This window comes from Erwinia sp. E602 (assembly GCF_018141005.1).
GTDB lineage: Bacteria > Pseudomonadota > Gammaproteobacteria > Enterobacterales > Enterobacteriaceae > Erwinia.
Window position 1 is genome coordinate 723,322 of sequence record NZ_CP046582.1, and the last position, 21,674, is coordinate 744,995.

At 61.5% G+C, this 21,674-nt stretch carries 20 protein-coding genes and 1 pseudogene; 11 read left to right on the forward strand and 10 right to left on the reverse strand.

Annotated elements, in window-relative coordinates:
- Nucleotides 1–38: 38 nt before the first annotated feature.
- Genes GKQ23_RS04700 through GKQ23_RS04710 form a run of 3 tightly spaced genes read right to left on the reverse strand, consistent with a single transcriptional unit; the run spans nucleotide 39 to nucleotide 2,011 of the window.
- Nucleotides 39–362, reverse strand: a complete 324-nt coding sequence (locus tag GKQ23_RS04700) for a PTS lactose/cellobiose transporter subunit IIA (protein WP_056231582.1) — start codon at nucleotides 360–362, stop codon at nucleotides 39–41.
- A gap of 3 nt (nucleotides 363–365) precedes the next feature.
- Nucleotides 366–1,691: a PTS sugar transporter subunit IIC gene (locus GKQ23_RS04705; protein WP_212409894.1), complete on the reverse strand. Its 1,326-nt coding sequence runs from the start codon at nucleotides 1,689–1,691 to the stop codon at nucleotides 366–368.
- A complete protein-coding gene (locus tag GKQ23_RS04710; RefSeq protein ID WP_056231587.1) occupies nucleotides 1,691–2,011 on the reverse strand; it encodes a PTS sugar transporter subunit IIB in 321 nt (106 codons plus the stop codon). The genes GKQ23_RS04705 and GKQ23_RS04710 overlap by 1 nt, the downstream gene beginning before the upstream one ends.
- A 390-nt stretch (nucleotides 2,012–2,401) precedes the next feature.
- Between GKQ23_RS04710 and GKQ23_RS04715 the strand changes: the two genes are divergently transcribed.
- The 10 genes from GKQ23_RS04715 (at nucleotide 2,402) to GKQ23_RS04760 (ending at nucleotide 12,068) form a co-directional block, all read left to right on the forward strand.
- A complete protein-coding gene (locus GKQ23_RS04715; protein ID WP_056231589.1) occupies nucleotides 2,402–3,421 on the forward strand; it encodes a LacI family DNA-binding transcriptional regulator in 1,020 nt (339 codons plus the stop codon).
- A 105-nt stretch (nucleotides 3,422–3,526) separates the two neighbouring features.
- Nucleotides 3,527–4,054 (forward strand): ferric citrate uptake sigma factor FecI, encoded by a 528-nt coding sequence (fecI, locus tag GKQ23_RS04720; protein ID WP_212409895.1) that lies wholly within the window; start codon nucleotides 3,527–3,529, stop codon nucleotides 4,052–4,054.
- Nucleotides 4,051–5,016, forward strand: coding sequence for a ferric citrate uptake sigma factor regulator FecR (gene fecR, locus GKQ23_RS04725; protein ID WP_056231594.1), 966 nt, complete (start codon nucleotides 4,051–4,053; stop codon nucleotides 5,014–5,016). The genes fecI and fecR overlap by 4 nt, the downstream gene beginning before the upstream one ends.
- A gap of 102 nt (nucleotides 5,017–5,118) precedes the next feature.
- Complete coding sequence (fecA, locus tag GKQ23_RS04730; RefSeq protein ID WP_212409896.1) at nucleotides 5,119–7,485, forward strand: TonB-dependent Fe(3+) dicitrate receptor FecA; 2,367 nt, start codon at nucleotides 5,119–5,121, stop codon at nucleotides 7,483–7,485.
- 153 nt (nucleotides 7,486–7,638) lie between these two features.
- Nucleotides 7,639–8,544, forward strand: a complete 906-nt coding sequence (locus tag GKQ23_RS04735) for a Fe(3+) dicitrate ABC transporter substrate-binding protein (protein ID WP_212409897.1) — start codon at nucleotides 7,639–7,641, stop codon at nucleotides 8,542–8,544.
- An 11-nt stretch (nucleotides 8,545–8,555) separates the two neighbouring features.
- Nucleotides 8,556–9,533, forward strand: coding sequence for an iron-dicitrate ABC transporter permease FecC (gene fecC, locus GKQ23_RS04740; protein WP_249168474.1), 978 nt, complete (start codon nucleotides 8,556–8,558; stop codon nucleotides 9,531–9,533).
- A gap of 73 nt (nucleotides 9,534–9,606) precedes the next feature.
- Nucleotides 9,607–10,569, forward strand: coding sequence for a Fe(3+) dicitrate ABC transporter permease subunit FecD (fecD, locus tag GKQ23_RS04745; RefSeq protein ID WP_212409899.1), 963 nt, complete (start codon nucleotides 9,607–9,609; stop codon nucleotides 10,567–10,569).
- Nucleotides 10,569–11,339 (forward strand): Fe(3+) dicitrate ABC transporter ATP-binding protein FecE, encoded by a 771-nt coding sequence (fecE, locus tag GKQ23_RS04750; protein WP_212409900.1) that lies wholly within the window; start codon nucleotides 10,569–10,571, stop codon nucleotides 11,337–11,339. Before fecD ends, fecE begins: the two co-directional genes overlap by 1 nt.
- Nucleotides 11,340–11,488: 149 nt before the next feature.
- Nucleotides 11,489–11,767 (forward strand): type II toxin-antitoxin system RelB/DinJ family antitoxin, encoded by a 279-nt coding sequence (locus tag GKQ23_RS04755; RefSeq protein ID WP_249168475.1) that lies wholly within the window; start codon nucleotides 11,489–11,491, stop codon nucleotides 11,765–11,767.
- Nucleotides 11,760–12,068: a type II toxin-antitoxin system YafQ family toxin gene (locus GKQ23_RS04760; RefSeq protein ID WP_212409902.1), complete on the forward strand. Its 309-nt coding sequence runs from the start codon at nucleotides 11,760–11,762 to the stop codon at nucleotides 12,066–12,068. The genes GKQ23_RS04755 and GKQ23_RS04760 overlap by 8 nt, the downstream gene beginning before the upstream one ends.
- Before the next feature lie 28 nt (nucleotides 12,069–12,096).
- Here the strand turns inward: GKQ23_RS04760 and GKQ23_RS04765 are convergent, their stop codons facing one another.
- From GKQ23_RS04765 to GKQ23_RS04790, 6 genes are all read right to left on the reverse strand, one after another.
- Nucleotides 12,097–13,383: a carbohydrate porin gene (locus GKQ23_RS04765; protein ID WP_101505382.1), complete on the reverse strand. Its 1,287-nt coding sequence runs from the start codon at nucleotides 13,381–13,383 to the stop codon at nucleotides 12,097–12,099.
- Complete coding sequence (locus tag GKQ23_RS04770; RefSeq protein WP_056231612.1) at nucleotides 13,373–14,794, reverse strand: PTS transporter subunit EIIC; 1,422 nt, start codon at nucleotides 14,792–14,794, stop codon at nucleotides 13,373–13,375. Before GKQ23_RS04770 ends, GKQ23_RS04765 begins: the two co-directional genes overlap by 11 nt.
- 395 nt (nucleotides 14,795–15,189) lie before the next feature.
- Nucleotides 15,190–16,602, reverse strand: a complete 1,413-nt coding sequence (locus GKQ23_RS04775; RefSeq protein WP_212409903.1) for a glycoside hydrolase family 1 protein — start codon at nucleotides 16,600–16,602, stop codon at nucleotides 15,190–15,192.
- Nucleotides 16,550–16,711, reverse strand: coding sequence for a PTS transporter subunit EIIB (locus GKQ23_RS24150; RefSeq protein WP_212409904.1), 162 nt, complete (start codon nucleotides 16,709–16,711; stop codon nucleotides 16,550–16,552). The genes GKQ23_RS04775 and GKQ23_RS24150 overlap by 53 nt, the downstream gene beginning before the upstream one ends.
- Before the next feature lie 264 nt (nucleotides 16,712–16,975).
- A complete protein-coding gene (gene licT / locus GKQ23_RS04785) occupies nucleotides 16,976–17,800 on the reverse strand; it encodes a BglG family transcription antiterminator LicT (RefSeq protein ID WP_212409905.1) in 825 nt (274 codons plus the stop codon).
- A 306-nt stretch (nucleotides 17,801–18,106) separates the two neighbouring features.
- Entirely contained in the window at nucleotides 18,107–19,438 is a 1,332-nt protein-coding gene (locus tag GKQ23_RS04790; protein ID WP_212409906.1) for an aspartate aminotransferase family protein, read from the reverse strand.
- Nucleotides 19,439–19,538: 100 nt separating this feature from the next.
- Here GKQ23_RS04790 and GKQ23_RS04795 point away from each other — a divergent pair.
- Nucleotides 19,539–20,432, forward strand: a pseudogene (locus GKQ23_RS04795) (LysR family transcriptional regulator); the annotation flags it as partial.
- Here the strand turns inward: GKQ23_RS04795 and GKQ23_RS04800 are convergent.
- Entirely contained in the window at nucleotides 20,361–21,674 is a 1,314-nt protein-coding gene (locus GKQ23_RS04800; RefSeq protein WP_249168517.1) for a cytosine permease, read from the reverse strand. The pseudogene GKQ23_RS04795 and the gene GKQ23_RS04800 sit on opposite strands and share 72 nt — an antisense overlap.

A 21,674-nucleotide genomic window follows, 5' to 3' on the forward strand; every position in this document is an offset into this window, starting at 1 on the left:
CGGATTCAGTTCGGGGCGATATGCTCGCCCCGCGTGGATTACTGCGCCTGCTTCAGCGCCTGCACCTCGCGATGCAGAAGGATGATCTCTTCTGCCAGCTCGCGGCACAGCATGGCGTTCATCAGATGGTCCTGTGCATGAACCAGTATCAGGTTGACGGGGATCTTGCCGACTCCTTCATCAGCCCCGATCAGCGCGGTCTGAATCTTATGGGCCGCTTTGGCAGCGACCGAGGCGGCGGTCAGCTGCGCGTCCGCCTCCTGCCAGTCATAGCCGCGGGCGGCACGCAGCGCCTGCATCGAGCAGGAGCGCGCTTCACCGGCGTGAATAATCAGCTCCATTACGGTGGTTTCCATATCCATGCTTCAGCCCTCCACGGCTTTCAGGTCGCCATCTTCTTTCGCGGGTGCAGGCTGTTCCTGCTCCAGCAGCTGGCGTTCGTACATTTTAAAGAACGGGTAGTAAATCAGCGTTGAGACGGCGATCAGCACGCCGACCAGAATCACCGCGCGGAAGTCCCAGCCGGTTGACCAGGCGGCACCGATCGGGCCGGGGGTGGTCCACGGCGCTAACGACACCACGTGATTGACCATGTTGGTGCGGGTGGCGATCCACGCAATGGTGGCGTTAACCAGCGGCGCGGTGATAAACGGGATAAACAGCAGCGGGTTCATGACGATCGGAGAACCAAAGATAATCGGCTCGTTGATGTTGAACATGCTCGGCACCAGCCCCAGCTTGCCAATCGAACGCAGGTGCGCCGAACGGCTGCGCAGGTAGAGGAACACCAGCCCCATGGTGGCCCCCGAGCCGCCGACCACGATAAAGAACTGCCAGAACGGCTCGATAAACACCTGGGTAATCGGCGCGCCGGCGTTGAGTTCCTGCTGGTTAATGCCGAGGTTGGTCAGCCAGAACGCCTGCAGAATACCGCCGACGATCACCGCACCGTGAATACCGGCGAACCACAGCAGATGGCACAGCAGTACGGCGATCAGCACGGCGGGCAGCGAGTCAGAGGCGGAGATGATCGGCTTGAAGATCGCCATAATCGCCTGCGGCAGCAGCATGCCGAACTGATCCTGCACCCACAGGCTGAGCGGGAACAGGGTAATGAAGATCGCCATGATCGGGATCAGCAGGTCAAACGACTGGCGGATTTTCGGCGGCACCTGTTCGGGCAGCTTAAAGCCAATATTGTGCTTCTGCAGGAAGTGCATCAGCTCGGTGGCATACAGGCTGACGATAATCGCGGTAAAGATCCCTTCGCCGCCCAGCGATCCCACCGGCAGCGCGCCGTTGCTCTGCGGCGCGGCGACCAGCAGGAATGACATCAGCGACAGGCAGGCGGCCATAAAGCCGTTCATCCTGTAGCTGATGGCAAGGTTATAGGCGATGGCGGCGCAGATGTAGACCGCCATAATGCCCATGGTCATGTTGTAGGGCATCATGATCTGCGTGGAGTGGCGTTCCACCATACCCAGCCACCACCGGGCGAACGCCCACTGGCTGTCGGCGCCAAACGGCGGGTGCGCAAACAGCAGCATAAAGGATCCGACGATCAGGAACGGCATCGAGGAGATAAAGCCGTCCTTGATTGCCACCACGTGGCGCTGGCCTGATAACCGCGCCGCGATCGGACTGATGCGGTTTTCGATCACCCCAAACAGGGTCTCGCTGAAGCGGCTCATCACGCGGCCCTGCCGTTGTTGATCATCGCCAGCGCTTCGGTGAGGATCTTGTCGCCGTTCATCATGCCGTAATCCATGGTGTTGATCACCGCGATCGGCTTGTTCAGCTCATCCGCCAGCGGCTTAAAGTCCGCCAGCTTGTACTTGATCTGCGGGCCCAGCAGGCAGCAGTCGTAATGGCCGATCTGCTCGTTGAATTCGTCGAGTCCTACCGCGTTGATCTCCACGTCGATGTTCTTCTCTTTTGCGGCCTTTTCCATCCGCTGGACCACCATGCTGGTGGACATACCTGCAGCACAACAGAGTAAAATTTTATTCATGGCTGTTCTCCGGTCTGGTTTTTCTTAATTGATAGCGGAAAGAACCCTGTTTCTGCAACCGGTTTCAGATTCAGTGTAACGATTTGTGATTCGGATCGCAAACGCCGTTGATGACCACAAAAAAACAGTGTAATTGGCAGGGTTAACTTCTATATCAGAAGCAGGTTAAGCAGCGGTTAACGAGCGGTTTAAATTATTTTTTAAAATAATGGCGTAAGGTATAAGGGCGTTGCTGGCATGCCAGGCAGAGTCGAAAAAGTGTGATTTGTAGCAAGGTTTAGTTGTAACTTGTTAATGTGTATAGTTTTTTATAATCGTCTTATCAGCAATGTTCCACGATTTAAAATCGGGTTATTATAGCGGCAAGAATTTACATCGCAGGATATATTTATGGTTACCATGCTGGATGTGGCAAATAAAGCGGGCGTGTCAAAAGCGACGGTGTCCCGGGTATTAGCAGGCAATAGTTATGTCAGTAAAACCACCCAGGATAAGGTATTTAAAGCGGTAGAAGAGACCGGTTACCGGCCTAATTTACTGGCGAGGAATCTGGCAACCAATAAATCCAATAATATTGGCCTGGTGGTAACCAACACACTGTATAACGGCCCCTATTTTAGCGAGCTGTTATTCCAGGCGGCCACCGTCACCGAACAGCATGGCCGCCAGCTGCTGCTGGCCGACGGCAAGCACAACGCCCGTGAGGAGCGCCAGGCGATTGAGTTTCTGCTCGATTTGCGCTGCGATGCGGTGATTATCTACCCGCGCTTTCTCACCACGCGCGAGCTGGATGAGATTATCGAACAAACCAGCAAGCCGATTATTGTGGTTAACCGCCGGCTGGAGAAATACCCCGAACGCTGCGTGTTTGCCTGCCACGAACAGAATACCTTTGACGCCGTCAATTATCTGTTCAGCCAGGGGCACCGTGATATTGCGTTTATTGCCGGTGCGGCCGATTCCCCCACCGGTATCAGCCGCCTTGAGGGATACCGGCGGGCGCTGCGGTCGCATCATATTGCCTGGGACGAGCGTCGCATTGCCCACGGAGCCTGGACGCCGCAAACCGGCTACGAGGCCGGGCTACAGCTGCTGTCGCGGGAAGTTACCTTTACCGCCCTGGTGGCGAGTAACGATGATATGGCCATCGGCGCGGCGCGGGCGTTTTACGCCGCCGGCAAGCGCATTCCCGAGGATATCTCGTTGCTGAGCTTCGATGATATTCCCATGGCGGCCTTCTTTGTGCCGCCGCTGACCACCGTTCACGTGCCGGTAGGCGAGATGATCAGGCATACCTTTGTCAAACTGCTGGAGCTGCTTGATGACCAGCCCGCCGTGGTGGTACCGCAGTTCAGCGGTCAGCTGGTGGTGCGGGATTCGGTAGTCCCTGGGCCGTACCACGGCGGTTGATCGCAGGCGTGCGGGCCTGTCGACGGCGTTAGCTGCCGATTGAAATGATAACCATTATCAACTATCCTGCCCGGGTAAATTTTAACCCGGGTTGTGTCTCATTGTATGCCAACACCAGTAAATCCGGCCGTTGCCGACCCTTTCGCCGATCTCTATCAGTCGCATCACCGCTGGCTGCAGCGCTGGCTGGCGCAGCGGTTAGGGTCGATGGCCGATGCCGACGATCTGGCGCAGGATACCTTTCTCCGCGTGCTGAGCGGCGGCAACGCGCCGTCCGTTCGTCAGCCAAAGTCGTTCCTCGTCACTATCGCCCGCCGGGTGATGGTCGATTTTTTCCGGCGCAACGCGCTGGAGCGCGCGTGGCTGGACCTGCTGGAGCAACTGCCGGAAGCGCATATGCCCTCGCCGGAGCTGCAGCACGGCCTGCTGGAGACCCTGCAGCAGATTGACACCATGCTCGACGGGCTGGGTGAAAAGGTGCGCCAGGCGTTTCTGCTGTCGCAGCTGGAAGGACTGACCTACCCGCAGATCGCCGAACGGATGCAGGTTTCGGTCAGCTCGGTGAAAAAGTATATGGCGAAGGCCACCGAGCACTGCCTGCTGTTCCGACTGGGTCTGGAGCTGAACGGGTGAACCTGCAGATTAGCGACGGGCAGCGGCTGGCGCTGAAGATGGCCGCACAGTGGTACGCCACGCTGTGCGCCGGTGAAATCAGCCCGCAGCTGAGCAGTAAATGGCAGCAGTGGTATCAGCAACATGAGGACCACCGCTGGGCCTGGCAGCGCGTCGAGTCGCTGCAGGGCCAGCTGCAGACTCTGCCCGGCCATCTCGGCTACCAGGTACTGCATCAGTCCCACCGCGAGGTACAGCAGACCCGCCGGCGGGTGCTTAAAAGCCTGCTGCTGCTGCTCGGCGTTGGCGGCAGCTGGCAGCTGTGGCGCTCGCCGGTCGGCGTCGGTCTGCGCGCCGACTATCACACCGCCACCGGCGAGCAGCGGCGGGTGCGGCTGCAGGACGGCTCTGAGCTGCAGCTGAATACCGCCAGCGCGGTGCGGCTGGACTTTACGCCGTCACAGCGGCTGGTGGCCCTCAGCCAGGGCGAGATCGCCATCACCACCGCCGCTGACCCCGGACGGCGGCCGTTTCTGGTCAGCACCCGCGAAGGGCGGCTGCGCGCGCTGGGCACCGAATTCAGCGTGCGCCAGTGGGATGATGCCACCACGCTCAGCGTGCAGCGTCACGCGGTTGAGGTGACGCTGCAGGCCGATCCGCAGGCGAGCCTGCGGGTGCCCGCCGGGCAGACGCTGCGTTTTACCGCTCGCCGTTTTGAAGCCCTGCAGCCGCTGAACGCCGCCGATCTCGGCTGGCAGCGCGGCCTGCTTAGCGTCAGCAACCGGCGGCTGGAGGAGGTGCTGGCTGAGGTGGCGCGCTGGCGTCACGGCATGCTGATCTGCGATCCGAGCGTGGCGGATTTACGGGTCAGCGGCACCTTCCCGCTGGCGGATACCGACCGGCTGCTGGCGGTGCTGGTACAGACGCTACCGGTGAAAATTCAGACGGTTAGCCGTTACTGGGTGAAGGTCAGCGCCGCCTGACTGACTGATAAGAAAAATAATTCGCATTTGCATTGTCCCTTTTGCCCGCCTCATTCGACTTATCTGCAGAGAGTATAAAAACATCCCTTTTCGGAGACGGTCATGTCTGATTCTTCTGCCCGCGTGCTGTGGGTTTTACGCAATACTTCCCCTCTGGCCTTTGCCGTTCACTGTGCGCTGGTGCCGCTGGCGCTGGCGGCACCGGCCCTGGCCACCGCCGCCGTCAGCCAGCCTGCCGCGGCCCACTACCAGATAGCCGCCGGCGATCTCGACGCCGCGCTTAACCAGTTTGCGGCCACCGCCGGCCTCACCCTGTCGGTGGATGCGGCGCTGACCCGCGGCAAAACCAGCCCGGGGCTGAACGGCAGCTACGCGCCGGAGCAGGGCCTGCAGGCTCTGCTGGCGGGCAGCGGCCTGCAGCTGAAGGCGCTGGGGGGCAATACCTTTACCCTGACGCCGCAGCCGCAGCCGGCCGCCGCTGGCGCGCTGACCGTGGTCGGCGACTGGCTGGCGGACGCGCGGGAAAACGACGTGTTTGAACATGCGGGCGCGCGTGACGTGATCCGCCGCGAGGAGTTTGCCCGCAGCGGCGCGACCACCCTGCGTGAAGCGCTGAACCGCATTCCCGGCGTTAACGCACCGGAGAATAACGGCACCGGCAGCCATGATATGGCGATGAACTTCGGCATCCGCGGCCTCAACCCGCGCCTGGCCAGCCGCACCACGGTGCTGATGGACGGCATCCCGGTGCCGTTCGCCCCTTACGGTCAGCCGCAGCTGTCGCTGGCCCCGGTGTCGCTGGGCAATATGGACGCGGTGGACGTGGTGCGCGGCGGCGGCGCGGTGCGCTACGGGCCGCAGAGCGTCGGCGGCGTGGTCAATTTTGTCACCCGCGCCATTCCAAACGAGTTTGCCGTTGAGGGCGGCATGCAGGGCATGCTGACGCCGACCTCGTCGCAGAACGATCCGAAGGGCAGCGGAAACCTGCTGATCGGCGGTACCGCGGACAACGGTTTCGGCGCGGCGCTGCTCTACTCCGGCACGCGAGGCAGCGACTGGCGCGAACACAGCGCGACCAAAATCGACGACGTGATGCTGAAGACCCGCTACGCGCCGAACGAGGAGCACACCTTTACCAGCCTGCTGCAGTACTACGAAGGCCGGGCGCAGATGCCGGGCGGCCTGTCGCGCGCCAACTATAACGCTGACCGTTTTCAGTCCACCCGCCCGTACGATGAGTTCTGGGGCCGCCGCCAGCTGGCCAGCCTTGGCTATCAGTACCAGCCGGACGCGCAGCACAGGTTCAATATCCTGACCTTCTGGACCAACACGCTGCGCAGCGGCTACCTCGACCAGGGCAAGAACATCACCCTGTCGCCGCGCGAGTACTGGGTGCGCGGCGTGGAACCGCGCTACAGCCAGAGCTTTAACCTTGGCGACAGCGCGCACGAAGTTGGCATCGGCTACCGCTACGTCAGCGAGTCGACCCACGAGCTGCGCTACACCAGCCTGGCGACCAGCCGGCTACTGCCAACCGGCAGCAGCCCGTACGATCGCGACACCCAGTCCGGCACCGAAGCGCACGCCTGGTACATTGACGATCGCATCGATATCGGTGACTGGACGCTGACGCCGGGCATGCGCTACGAGCATATCCAGTCCTACCAGAACAACTTTATTAAGGGCGAAAAGCAGGAGATCGGTTACAACGCGCCGCTGCCGGCGCTGAACGTGCTGTATCACCTCAACGACGAGTGGAACCTCTACGCCAATACCGAAGGCTCGTTCGGTACCGTGCAGTACAGCCAGATCGGCAAAGCGGTCAGCAGCGGCAGCGTCGAACCGGAAAAAGCGCGTACCTGGGAGCTGGGCACCCGCTTTGATAACCAGGTGCTGCAGGCGGAAGCCGGGCTGTTCCTGATCAACTTCAGCAACCAGTACGACTCGAACCAGGTGACCGACAGCGTGACCGCGCGTGGTAAAACCCGCCACACCGGGCTGGAGAGCAAGCTGCGCTACGACCTCGGCGACCTGTCACCGACGCTGGAAAACCTGTCGTTCTCCGCCAGCTATGCCTACGTCAACGCGGTGATCCGCGAACAGGGTGACTACCACGGCAACCAGGTGCCGTTCTCGCCGAAGCACAAGGGCACGCTGGGGCTGGATTACCAGACCGGTAGCTGGACCTTTAACGTCAACAGCGAGTACCAGTCCGGCCAGTATGCGGATAACGCCAACACCCGCGCTGAGAGCGCCGACGGCAGCACCGGCCGCATCCCCGGCTTTATGCTGTGGGGCGCGCGTGCCGGCTACGACTTCGGCCCGCAGTACGCCAACCTCAACCTTGCCGTCGGCGTGAAGAACCTGTTTGACCATGAGTACTTCACCCGCGCCTTTGATGACAACAATAAAGGCCTGTACGCCGGGCAGCCGCGCACGATCTATATGCAGGGCGCGGTGAAGTTCTGATGCTTCACGCCGCAGGGTCCGGCAATGTGCGGAGCCATCATTTCACCGGCGGCCGGATGAGGTGTGGATGTTCTGCGGCGTGGCGTCTGTATAGTCCCCAACGGGCCGCCTTCTGGCGGTCCGCTTTGTCGTTATAAAACCGGAGAAATGGCCATGATTCGCACCCTTCTGACGCTGCTCGGCGGCGTGCTCTTGCTGCTGACCAGCACCGTACAGGCGGTGACCGTCACCGACAGCAACGGCGAATTTACCCTGAACGGCGTGCCGCAGCGGGTGGTGGTGCTGGAGCTGTCTTTCGTTGACGCGCTGGCGGCGGTGGGCGTCAGCCCGATCGGCGTGGCCGATGACGGCGACGCGGCGCGAATTCTGCCGGCGGTGCGCCAGCGCATCCAGCCGTGGCAGTCGGTGGGCAGCCGGGCGCAGCCGAGCCTCGAAGCGATCGCCGCGCTGAAGCCGGACCTGATAATCGCCGACGCCGCCCGCCACGGCGGCATTCTCGGCCAGCTGAAGCGCATCGCGCCGACGCTGATGCTGAAGTCGCGCAATGAGACCTGGGCGGAGAACCTGCAGTCGGCGGCGACCATTGGCCAGGTGCTGGGTAAGGACGCTGCAATGCAGCAGCGGCTGGCGCAGCACCGCCAGCGGATGCAGGCGTTTGCCGCCCGGTTGCCGAAAGGCATCACGGTGGCGTTTGGTACCTCGCGCGAACAGCAGTTTAACCTGCACAGCAGCGACGCTTACACCGGCAGCGTGCTGACCGCGCTGGGGGTTAAGGTGCCGCCGCCGGTCGGCCAGGCGGCACTGGCCAGCCTGACGCTGGAGCAGCTGCTGGCGCTCGATCCCGACTGGCTGATCGTCGCCCACTACCGCCAGCAGAGCATCGTGCGCGACTGGCAGCAGGACCCGCTGTGGCAGGTGCTGAAGGCGGCGCAGCAGCATCAGGTGGCGTCAGTGGACAGTAACGTCTGGGCGCGGATGCGCGGGCTGTTTGCCGCCGAGCAGATCGCCGCCGAGCTGGTGGCGATCCTGCATCACCGGCCGCTGGATAGCACGCCTTGAGGGATCGCACGTTGCCGCGCATCTGTCTGCTGCTGGCCGCGCTGGCGCTGACCTTCTGGCTGTCGCTGTTCTGCTGGTCACCGATCGCCATCGGCCCCGGCCAGGCGCTGGCGGCGCTGCTGCCCGGCCCGCCTGCGGGTATCGCCCAGGCGCTGGTGTTTAACCTGCGCCTGCCGCGCAGCCTGGTAGCGATGCTGCTGGGGGCCAGCCTGGCGCTGGCCGGCGCGCTGCTACAGACCCTGACCCGCAACCCGCTGGCGTCGCCGTCGCTGCTCGGCATCAACGCCGGGGCGGCGCTGGCGATGGTGCTGGCCACCGCCTTCAATCCGGCGTGGGTGGCCGGTTATTCGATCGCGCTGCTGGCAGCGGTGGGCGGCGGCATCAGCTGGGGACTGGTGATGCTGTTGGGGCGCGGCTGGCAGCAGGCCGGCGATCGCAGCCGGCTAATCCTTGCCGGGGTGGCGGTGTCGGCGCTGTGCGCGGCGCTGACCCGCGCCACGCTGCTGCTGGCGGAAGATCACGCGTACGGCGTGCTGCACTGGCTGGCGGGGGGCGTCTCAAGCGTGCGCTGGCGCGAGTTCTGGCAGCTGCTGCCGTTTACCCTGCTGCTGGCCCCGCTGGCCTGCCTGCTGGCCGGGCGGCTCAACCTGCTGCGGCTGGGCGATGACGGTGCCAGCACGCTGGGCATTCACCCCGGCCGCCTGCGGCTGCTGATCAACCTGCTGGTGGTGCTGCTGGTCGGTAGCTGCGTCAGCGTGGCCGGGCCGCTGGCGTTTCTCGGCCTGCTGGTACCGCATATGGCACGGGCGCTGTTTGGCCACGATCTGCGCCGCCTGCTGCCCGCCGCGCTGCTGCTCGGCGCACTGCTGATGCTGCTGGCCGATCTGCTGGCGCGCGGGCTGGCCTTCCCCGGTGAGCTGCCTGCCGGTGCGGTGCTGGCGCTGGTGGGCGCACCGTTTTTTGTCTGGCTGGTGCGGAGGCGGGCATGAGGCTGATAGCGATACTGACGCAGGGGACCCTGTCTGCCGGTAGGTCATCTGCAGCCGGGGACGGAACGCTGAGATGAAAAGAGTTTCTCTGGTCACACCCTTATTACTGTTGCTGCTGGCCACCGGCGCGCTGCTGTCGCTGCGTTACGGCAGCGAAACGCTGAGCCTCAGCCAGCTGCGTCAGGCGCTGGACCCGGCCAGCGACCGCCACTTTGCGCTGATCGAATATCGCCTGCCGCGCCTGCTGCTGGCGCTGCTGGTCGGCGCGGCGCTGGCGGCCTCCGGCGTGCTGGTGCAGGGGGCGATCCGCAACCCGCTGGCCTCGCCGGAGATCCTCGGCGTCAATCACGCCGCCGGTCTCTGCTCGGTGGCCGGGCTGCTGCTGTTTCCGGCGCTGCCGGTGGTGTGGCTGCCGCTGCTGGCGTTGGCCGGAGCGCTGCTGGCTTTCTGGCTGCTGCAGCGGCTGGCCGGCGGCGGCGCGCCGCTGCGGCTGGCGCTGCTCGGCGTGGCGCTGACCGCGCTGTATGCCAGCCTGACCGATTACCTGCTGCTGACCCGTCCGCTGGAGGTGGGCCAGGCGCTGCTGTGGCTGACCGGCAGCCTGTGGGGGCGTGGCTGGCCGTTTGTGCAGATCGCCGCGCCGTGGCTGCTGCTGCTGTTGCCGCTGAGCCTGTTGCTGTGCCGCGATCTCGATCTGCTGGCGCTGGGCGAGGAGCAGGCGGCCACACTCGGCGTCAGCCCGCCCGCCGCCCGCCGGCGCATCCTGCTGCTGGCGCTGGCGCTGGCGGCGATTAGCGTGGCGCTGTGCGGCCCGCTGAGCTTTATCGGCCTGGTGGCCCCGCACCTGACCCGGCGTCTGGTCGGCGGCCGCCACCGGCTGCTGCTGCCCGCCGCGATGGCGGTGGGGGCGCTGCTGCTGCTGCTGGCCGACCTGCTGGCGCGCACCCTGCACCCGCCGCTGGAGTTGCCCGCCGGTGTGCTGACCGCGATTATCGGTACGCCCTGGTTTTTCTGGCTGTTAATGAGGACTCGCTGATGACGCAACTGACCGTTTCCGGGCTGCGCGCGGGCTACGGCAGCACGCCGATCCTGCACGATCTCTCCCTGACCCTGCCCGCAGGGCGGATTACCGCGCTGCTCGGCCCGAACGGCTGTGGCAAATCCACGCTGCTGCGCTGCCTGGCCGGATTGCTTACCCCGCGTGCCGGGGAGATCCGTCTGAACGACACGCCGTTAAGCCACATTACGCCGCGCCAGCTCGGCCGCCAGCTGGCGCTGCTGCCGCAGCAGCCGGTGACCCCGGAAGGCATCACCGTGGCTGAGCTGGTCGGCTACGGCCGCAGCCCGTGGCTGAACCTGTTTGGCCGGCTCAGCGGGCTGGATCGCCAGCAGGTAGCGGCGGCGATTGCGGAAACCCAGGTCGACGGGCTGGCCGACCGGCAGGTCAGCGAACTCTCCGGCGGCCAGCGGCAGCGGGTGTTTCTGGCGATGGCGCTGGCGCAGCAGACGCCGCTGCTGCTGCTCGACGAACCGACCACTTATCTGGATATCAATCACCAGGTGGAGCTGATGGCGCTGCTCCACCGTCAGCAGCAGCAGGGCAAAACGGTGGTCACCGTGCTGCACGATCTCAACCAGGCCAGCCGCTACTGCGACCATCTGGTGCTGATGGCCGCCGGGCGTATCGTCGCCAGCGGCAGCCCACGGCAGGTGATGACACCCGACCTGCTGCGATCGGTATTCAGCATCGACGCCGAAATCCATCCCGACCCGATCAGCGCCCGGCCGATGTGCGTGGTGCGATGACGCAATCCGCCCTTTTTGCGCATGTTTTGTCCCGACAGGGGGATAGAGTGTGGCGGCGTTATCGCAGGCAGGATAGACATTTTCGGTGACTATCTTTTAATCGATGCTGTGGCTACAATGTGACTACAACGTCGTATATGGAGAGAGTTATGCAAGCAATCGTCAGGGCTCGTATCGATAATGCGCTTAAAAGCGATGCAACGCAGGTGTTAAGTGACTGTGGTCTGACGCTGAGCACCGCAATCCGTCTGTTTCTGGAGCAGGTGGTAATAAAGGAAGGACTGCCATTTGAAGTCAACCGCACGCCTAACGCCACCACGCTGGCGGCGATGGCTGAGGCTGATGAGATGGAAGCCCGCCATCGTCAAAATGAAGCTGACGGGTACAGCACAATCAACGAGATGATGGATAAACTTAACCGTGAATAAACGTACCCGGCTGTTGCCTGCCGTTGAAAATACTAAGCAATTCCAAAAGGACTGGGACAGCTGCAGGCGCGCCGGTCGTTATGATATGAATAAAGTGGCTGTCGCCATGACGCTGGTTTATTCGGGTAATCCCATTCCCGCTGATTATCTGGACCATCCTCTCAAAGGAAAGGATTATCAGAAAGGTGAGCGCGAGCTTCATGTTGGCGGCGATCACCTGCTAATTTACCGCTTTAACGCTGAAAGAACGCTGCTCACCTGGATTCGTTTCGGCACCCACAGCGAGCTGTTTGGCCGCTAAGCATACCGTTAGTCACCAACCTCTGACGTTACAAATTCACCACCATCTGCGTTTCCAGGTTCCAGGCATCGTCCTCGTGCGGGGTGATGGCCGGATGGTGCGTCCAGGAGAGCTGATTGGTCCAGTAGATGCCGTGCATCACCCGTAACGTATAGGCGACCGAGCCGGTGGTGCTGAAGCCGTCGGCGGACTGGCCCTTGCGCTGAAAGTAGTGCTTCGCGTCATCGCTGAATTTATTGTAAGACACCCCGAATGAGACCATATCCGCCGGGCGCTGTTTAAACGGGCCGATGCTGAACAGCGTTAGCGAGGCGTCGGCCATATAGAGGTTACGGTTCTCCGGCGCGTAGTTGGTTTTGCCGTCGATATACCAGCCGCGATCGGGCTGGCTGGGATCGGGCTGGGTCAGCTGGTGGGTGGCGGCGAGATAGTGCGACCAGGTTTCGCTGTTGTACCGGCCTGAGTTGTAGTTGAGGTACGGGGTTTTGTTATATACCGATCCGCCCCTGATCCACGTCATCCTGTCGCTGTTGGCGGCGTTAACCCGATAACCCACTTCATTGATCAACAGGGTACCTGCGTGCGGCTCCTTCCAGCGCAGGCCGTAGAGGTTGTAATGCGAATCGGCCTGCAGCCCGTCTGAACTCTGGCTGCGCGCCACGCCAATATGATCGTACCAGCGACGATCGGCGCTAAGAACCCGCACGTCGAGCCCCGGGCTGGGCTTGAGGCTGGTCAGTCCGGCCTGATTGAGCATCACGCTGGTCGGGCCGAGCGCGGAGGAGGCGGTGCTGGCACCCAGATAGAGGCCGTAAAAGTGGTTCAGCCAGTCGGAATAGCCGTAATGCAGGATCACCCGCTGATTGAACAGCGGCTGGTACACCGACAGGTCCATCACCGAGGGGTGGCCGTCCTGGCCGTTGCCACGGTAATTGTTATACGAATAGCCGAGTTGCAGGTGCAGCTGGCTCCGATCCGGCAGCCCCAGCCGGTCCAGATCGTAGGTCATATCAAACTGGATAAAGTTACCGGTGGTCGGCCGCTGCCCGACGTAATTGGGTTTGTGACGGCGGTTGCCCGCCACGTCATAGGTCAGATTGGTCAGCAGCTGGGCCTGGGCGTAGAAACCGTAGTCGGCCATTTTACGCCGTGCGCCGCCCCACTCGGGAAACAGCGTGTCGCAGGCGGAGCCAATTGACGGCGTTTCAGGGCCCCTCGGCAACAGGCGGTCATAGGCGTTGCAGCCGCTGTCGGCCAGCGCCAGCGGGCTGCCGAGCAGCAGCAGTGTGCCGGGCAGCAGGTGTTTAAGTTTCATGATTGCTCTCCTTGCGGTCGGGGTGAGGAATGCCAAACAGCCAGCTGCTGACAAACGCGCAGCCGAAAGCCACGATGCAGCCGGTCAGCGTGCCCCAGAAGGCGCGATCGAGCCCCGCCGGCGATAAAAAGGCCGGAAAGGCGAAGATGCCCAGTGCACCGATGTTATGTGCCATGCCGTGAAACCAGCCGACGACCATGCCGCCCAGTGCGCCACAGATGCAGCCGATGACAAACGGCCGGCGCAGCGGCAGGTTGACACCGTAGATGGCCGGTTCGGTAATGCCGAACACGCTGGAGACAAACGCCGGTGCAGCGAGCGTTTTGAGCCGCGGGTCGCGGGTGCGCAGCAGAATGCCGAGGGTAGCCGCGGACTGCGCCCAGACGGCGGCGCTGGTGATCGGCGAGATAGTGTCAAAGCCCAGCGTGGCAACGTTGTTCAGCATCAGCGGAACCAGCCCCCAGTGCAGGCCGAAGATCACCAGGACCTGCCAGGCGGCACCAAGAATGGCCCCGGCGGCGACCGGGCTAAGCAGCCAAAGCTGGTTGTAGCCGTTGCCGATGGCGTTACTGAGCCAGGTAGCCAGCGGGCCAATCAGCAGACAGGTAACGGGCAGGGCGATCAGCAGGCAGAGGAACGGAGTGAAGAAAGCGCGTATCGATACGTGTAGCCAGCGGTTCAGCCGTTTTTCCAGCCAGCAGCAAAAGGCAGCCGCGAGGATCACCGGGATCACCGTCGAACTGTAGTTAATCAGGGTCAGCGGCAGCAGCATAAAGCGCACGTGCAGCATTGGGTTGTGCTGGCTGGCATGGAACAGCGCAATCAGCGACGGATGCACCATCGCCGCCCCCAGCACCATGGTGAGCAGCGGGTTACCGCCAAAGCGGCCGCCGGCGGTGTAGCCGAGCAGCACCGGCATAAAGAAAAACATCGCGTCGCTGGCGGCATACAGCAGGGTCCAGGTTCCGCTGCCCTTATCCAGCCAGTGCTGCAGGGTGGCGATCGTTAGTACCCCTTTCATCAGCCCTGAGGCGATCAGCAGCGGCAGCAGCGGTGCGAAGATGGCGGAAATAATATCGATTGCGCTGTTGACCAGCGCTCTGCCACAGCCAGCGGCGCGTGGTGCTGATTGACCCTTTTCACCGGTGACCGGCGGTGGCGGATCGCCCAACCCCTCCGCGATCAGCTGTTGACAGACCTCGCCGACGTGGGTGCCAATCACCACCTGATACTGGCCACCGCTTTCCACCACGGTGATGATCCCGGCGGTCTGTTTCAGCGCGGCCGAATCGGCACGCTGGTTCTCTTTCAGCGTAAAGCGCAGGCGCGTGGCGCAGTGAAACACCTTGATAACGTTATCCTGCCCGCCTACCCCCTGAATAATGGCGGCACAGAGTGCGCTGTAATCCATGGTTCCCTCCCGTGCTGGCAAACTGACCTGCTACGTAATAACAGGTGACGTACCGACGTACTGATGTTCAACATGCTGACGTGCTGACGTGCTGACGTGCTGACGTGCTGACGTGCTGACGTGCAGCGGAAAGTCTGTCAGGTCGTTGCGGGGTATCTTCCGGCCGGGGAGGAGGCAGGCTCAAGGCTTGTTAATGCGGTGTCTGTTTTTTGTTCGTTTTTTGAGCCGGGGGTCACGAAAGCGCACAGCAGGCTACGCCGTGCGGCAAGAGAGGCAGTAAATCTCCGCCGCTGATGAGCGGAAAATCGGCGGGGAACACGGCTGAGCCAGTGCGGCTTAACTTTATCGTCACGGCTCTGCCAGGGTTCTGTCGTTCGTGCGGAATTCAGATGCCCTCAGCGGCCGTCCAGCTCCGGCTTCACCAGCGAGCCACCGTTGCTGGCGATCACCTGCTGATACCAGGTAAAGCTTTTCTTGCGGCGGCGTTCCAGCGTGCCGTTACCTTCGTCATCGCGATCAACGTGGATAAAACCGTAGCGCTTGGACATCTCCGCCGTCGAGGCGCTGACCAGATCGATCGGCCCCCAGCTGGTATAACCCAGCAGCTGCACGCCGTCGGCGATGGCTTCCCCGGCCTGCACCAGATGATCGTTGAGGTAGGCGATGCGGTAGTCATCGCGGATGGTGCCGTCCTCCTCGATCTGGTCTTTGGCCCCCAGCCCGTTCTCGACGATAAACAGCGGTTTACGGTAGCGATCCCACAGCATATTCAGCAGATGGCGCAGCCCGGCCGGATCAATCTGCCAGCCCCAGTCGGAGGCGCTAAGGTACGGGTTGTGGATCATATTCAGGATATTGCCGGTGGCCTGCTGCTTCTGCGGATCGGCGCTGGCGCAGCTGCTCATGTAGTAGCTGAACGACAGGAAGTCGACGGTCTCCTGCAGATCGTCGCGATCCTGCGCGCTGATTTGCAGCAGGATATGTTGCTCATCAAAGCGGCGCTGCATATAGCTCGGGTACTCGCCGCGCGCCTGCACGTCGAAAAAGAACAGCCATTCACGCTCTTTGCGCTGCGCTTCCAGCACGTCGTCCGGGTGGCAGGTCAGCGGGTAGTACGGCATCGCCGCCACCATATTGCCGATTTTCGCATCGGGAATAATCCGGTGGCAGGCCTTCACTACCCGGGCGCTGGCCACCAGCTGGTGGTGGATGGCCTGATAAACCACCTGCGGGCTGCTGCCCGGCGGCAGGCCCAGCGCGGTAAAGCAGGAGAACAGCGCGCAGTTGATCTCGTTAAAGGTCAGCCACCACTTCACCTTGTGCTGATAACGCTCAAACACCGTGGTGGCGTAGCGTTCGAAGAAGGCGATAGTTTGCCGGTTGCCCCAGCCGCCGTAGTGCTGTACCAGATGGTAAGGCATCTCGTAGTGGGAGAGGGTGATCAGCGGCTGGATACCGTTTTTGAGCATCTCGTCAAACAGCGCATCGTAGAACGCCAGACCGGCCTCGTTAGGCTGCTGCTCGTCGCCGTTCGGGTAGATGCGCGTCCACGCAATCGAGGTGCGCAGGGTTTTAAAGCCCATCCCGGCGAACAGTGCGATGTCCTGCGGATAGTGATGGTAGAAATCGATGGCGACATCTTTCAGATTGAACTCGCCCGGCTTCCGTTCGCCTGGCGGGTACATCAGGCCGTGTGGCTGGAAGTCGGAAGTGGATAGCCCTTTACCGTCGGCGTTATACGCGCCTTCGACCTGGTTAGCAGCGACCGCGCCACCCCACAGAAAATCGTTCGGAAACTGGGTTTTCATCGGTGATCCTTTTAAAACGTAAACGGTTGGCGCAATGGGTCACGCTGACAATATTATCCCGGCCACCGACGCCGTTAATTATTTCTCTGCATAAAATGGCGAATCCCATTGGCTTAATTTGGTTCGTATATCCTGGTCGGTAAATTAAAGGCAAAAAAAAACCTAACTTCTTCCGGCGGGGATAAGACGATCCGCGCGGGGTCAGTTAGGTTTTGCTCTGCACGCGATAATTAGCGTGAAGATCACAATCCTGCTATGGCGTATATCTATAAGCCTAATGTCGGGCGCACTCAAGCGTTGTTTTTGGATTGTCTGTAATCTGTGAAGCGCTTCACGTATCGTAATCTGTCCATAGCCGTGCGCGCGGCAACGGTTACTTTCTTAGCTGCTCAATATGAATGGTCAGGAACATGCGTTCATCCTGAGTGAGGCTGTGATCGTGATGTAATTCCGTATACTGGTTGATTTTATCGGTACAGCGTCGCGCCGCCGGATACTGCTGCTGCACCAGCTGTGCCAGCGCAGGATCGTCCCCGTCGATATGCTGATGGTCGAGCACCCGGCAGGCAAAAAATTTCAGGTGGGTGACAAAACGCTGGTAGCGTAGCCCCTCTTCCTCATAAACCAGGTCAAAGTGATACTGTACCAGGCTCAGAATGTCCTGCATAAAACGGGTGATCTGCACGGTGTTTTGCATATTGTCGTTAAGCTGGGCATTCACCAGGTGCAGCGCAATAAAGCCGGCTTCATCTTCCGGCAGTTGCGAACCGGTATGTTCGGCAATAATCTGCAGCGCCTGCATGCCCAGCGCAAACTCCTGCGGGTAAAGTTTTTTAATCTCCCACTGCAGGGCGTTAGGGATATGAATATTCTGCGAAAAGCGCTGCAGCGCATAATACAGATGGTCGACCAGGGAGATTAACAGGCTGTGGTGTAATTTACCGGGCAGGTTGTCGTTAGCCAGAGCGATAATCGCTTCGGTAGCGCTAATACAGCTTGCCGGAACCAGATTAAGTAATGCTTTAAACTGTTCAGTGAAAGGCGTGTTGAGGGAAAAGATTTTCTCTACTTTGTCGGGGTCGGTAGTATCACCGATCTTTTTATTGAAGGCGATGCCTTTACCCATGACCACCATTTCCTGACGGTGGTCGTCGAGGCTAATAACCACGTTATTATTCAGTATTCGCTCGATTATCATTATTAATTCCTGTTATCACAGCAATAACCGCAGGCCTGCCGGCCAGAAATTAGGCCAGTACAAAGCATGCTGTCAATTGCTGCTGGTGCGTAGTAACGGAATATAACCAATAATTTTTACGGAACTGCCTGCATAATCACATTTTGCCGACAAACAAGCAGGAGGGTTGCAGAGTAACCGGCCCGGCGACACAGTTCGCCGGGCGACGAGCGTTAAAAATACGTCCTGTTTATGACCGGAGACCGGCTGGCCGCGCCTGTCCCGTCGCGCCGTCGATAGAGTGCGGTACCGACTGTCTGTGTAGCCTCAGTCAGTGTGATGCAGGGCGTCGCCCACGGCGTTAAACAGACGGTCGAGATCGTCCGGCTGCGCGTTAAACATCGGACCAAACTGCAGGCAGTCGCCGCCGAAACGCACGTAGAAACCGGCGCGCCACAGCGCCATTCCGGCTTCAAATGGCCGGATGCTCGGGTCGGCACCGCGCGGTGCCAGCTGGATCGCACCGACCAGGCCGCAGTTGCGGATATCCACCACGTGCGGGCTGCCTTTCAGGCCGTGCAGCGCCTGCTCAAAGTGCGGTGCCAGGCTGGCGGACTGCTCAATCAGCTGCTCGTTTTCCAGAATATCCAGCGTTGCCAGCGCGGCGGCACAGGCCACCGGGTGGGCAGAATACGTATAGCCATGGCCGAACTCCACCGCGTGCTGTGGCAGGTTCTGTGCCATAAAGGTGTGATAGATCTCGCTGGTTGCCACCACGCCGCCCAGCGGGATCGCGCCGTTGGTAATCTGCTTGGCAAAGTTGAGGATATCCGGCGTTACGCCAAAGTATTCAGCACCGCTCCAGCGGCCCATGCGGCCGAAGCCGGTGATCACCTCATCAAAGATCAGCAGAATATCGTGCCGATCGCAGATCTCGCGCAACCGCTGCAGATAACCCACCGGTGGAATTATCGCCCCGGCCGATCCGGAGAGCGGCTCGACGATCAGCGCGGCGATATTCGAGGCGTCGTGCAGCTCAATCAGCTTAAGCATCTCGTCGGCCAGCGCCACGCCGCCGGTTTCCGCCATGCCTCTGGTAAAGGCCATGCCCGGCTGCAGGGTGTGCGGCAGGTGGTCAACGTCCATCAGCTGGCCAAACATCTTGCGATTAGCGCCGATGCCGCCAAGGCTGGTACCGGCAACATTGACGCCGTGGTAGCCACGCGCACGGCCAATCAGTCTGGTTTTGGTCGGCTGACCTTTGGCGCGCCAGTAGGCGCGGGCCATCTTCACTGCCGTATCGGCGGATTCAGAGCCGGAGCCGGTAAAGAACACGTGACTGAGGTCGCCCGGCAGATGCCCGGCAATGCGTTCCGCCAGCTTAAATGACAGCGGATGGCCGTACTGGAAGCCCGGCGAGTAGTCGAGGGTGCCCAGCTGGCGTGATACCGCCTGCTGGATCCCGCTGCGGGTGTGGCCTGCGCCACAGGTCCACAGTGCGGAGAGGCTGTCGTAGATACGGCGTCCTTTATCGTCCACCAGCCACTGGCCTTCGGCCGCCACGATAAAGCGCGGGTCCTGGTGGAAGTTACGGTTGGCACTGAACGGCATCCAGTGGCTTTGCAGATTAAGCTGGCTGATTTCATCGGCGACAGACATGGCACATCTCCGGGTAACAGGGGGTAAAACAGTTTGCACCGAAGTAATGGGTGAGTTAAATACTGATTAACTCATCATCAGTTAAGGAATTACTCACCTAATGAGCGGCAAATCTCTTGGTCAGGTCAGCGATTTTGATCTGAAACTATTGCGTGTGTTTAAGACAGTGGCAGAGTGCGGCAGTTTCTCGGCGGCAGAAAGCCTGCTGGGGATCACCCGCTCGGCGATCAGCCTGCACATGAGCGATCTGGAAAAGCGTCTCGGCATGCGACTGTGCCAGCGTGGCCGTGCCGGTTTTTCGCTGACCGATGAGGGGCGGGAGATCCTGCGGCTCAGCGACACGCTGCTGGCGTCGATGGAATCCTTCCGTCAGCAGGTCAATCAGCTGCATAAACAGCTGCGCGGTGAGTTCAGCATCGCGCTGATCAATAATCTGGTGACCACCCCGCAGATGCAGATTACCGACGCGCTGGCGGAGATGCGCCGCCGGGCGCCGGAGGTACGCATCAATCTGAGTATGAGCACCCCGGCCGATATTGAGCGCGGGCTGCTGGACGGGCGTATCCAGGTGGGGGCGCTGCCGCTGACCGTGCCGCTCTCCGGGCTGGACTATCAGCCGCTGTACACCGAGCGATCGTCGCTGTACTGCAGCCATACGCATCCGCTGTTCGGCAGCGCTACCCTGCCGGACGACGCGCAGCTGCAGACGCTGGATGCGGTGGCGCCCGGCTCGCGCATGACCGCCGAAACCATCGGCCTGCACCAGCTGTTTAACTGCAGCGCCAGCGCCAGCGACCGGGAAGGCATCGCGTTTCTGATCCTCACCGGCCAGTTCGTGGGTTTTCTGCCGGATCACTACGCCAGCCACTGGGTGACGCGGGGCATGATGCGCGCGCTGGCCCCGCAGCGCTTCTGCTTTGACTCACGGATCGCGCTGGTGACCCGTAAAGGCCGCCGGCCTAACGCGATTCTGGAACTGTTTCTGCAGGGCATAGAGCAGGCAGGCGCTGACCAGGGCGTTGAGCGTCGGCACGCCCCATTCACAGAGTAGGCCCACCGTACTGCCGGCCAGCGTCGCGGCGATGGCTGGCCAGCCGCAGGTGGGTGTTTCAGCATCGCCGGGTAACGTACCCTGCCGGCGGCTGCTTTCCAGCACCGCCCGCTGGCTGCGCAGCAGGAAATAGTCCACCAGCATAATGCCGAGGATCGGCGGGAACACCACGCCCAGCAGGGTCAGGAAATCAACGAAACGATCGAGGATCCCCAGCACCGACAGCAGCGTGCCCAGCACGCCAATAGCCAGCGTGGTGCTGCGATAGCGCAGCTTTTTACCGCAGAGGCCTTCCACCGCGTTAATCACCCCCAGCGTGGACGAATAGAGGTTGAGATCGTTAATGCGCAGGGTGGAGAACACCACCAGCAGCAGCCCGATGCCGCCCGTCGCCTGCGACATAATGGTGACCACATCCGCGGTGTGCAGCGTATGGGAAATCATGATTGCCAGGCCGTTAATCACGAACTCTCCGGCGATAATGGTGAGCAGCACCGTTCCCGCCACGTGCCTTGTACTGCGCGAGTAGCGCGTCAGGTCCGGCGTCATCAGGCTGGCGACGATGGCCCCGCCGACCACCAGGGTGACCGCGGCGCTGATGGTCAGGGGCGTGACGCTGTCTGCCACGTTGAGCAGCGGCGGCACCTGCTGGCCGGACAGCGTTTGCCAGGCAATCAGCGCGACCAGGCCAACAAACAGCGGCACGGCAATGCGCGCGGTAAAGCGTAACGCCTTAAAGCCAAACGCTACCAGCAGTGTCAGCAGCAGCCCGGAGAGGGTGGCCGATAGCGCGAAGCCCGGGCCGCCGCCCAGCGCGAAGTTCAGCGAGCGGGCAAAGATCGCATTTTGCACGCCGAACCAGCCGAGCAGGCTGATGGCGACGATCAGACCAATCAGGATCGATCCCACGCGGCCAAAACCACACCAGCGCGCCAGCAGGCTGCCGGACAACCCCTCTTTCATCCCGGCGTAACCCAGCCCGAAGGTGATCGCGCCAAAAATAACGCTGCCGGCCAGGATCGCCATCAGCGCACTGATAATGCTCATGCCGTTGCCCAGCACCGCGCCGAGCATAAACTGGTCCAGCGCGGTGAGCATACCCATATGCACCACCGCCACGCTGAGAAAAGAGACGCGCCGGTCAGGCGGCACACGGCTGAGGGGATAATCTTCGATCTGCATCAG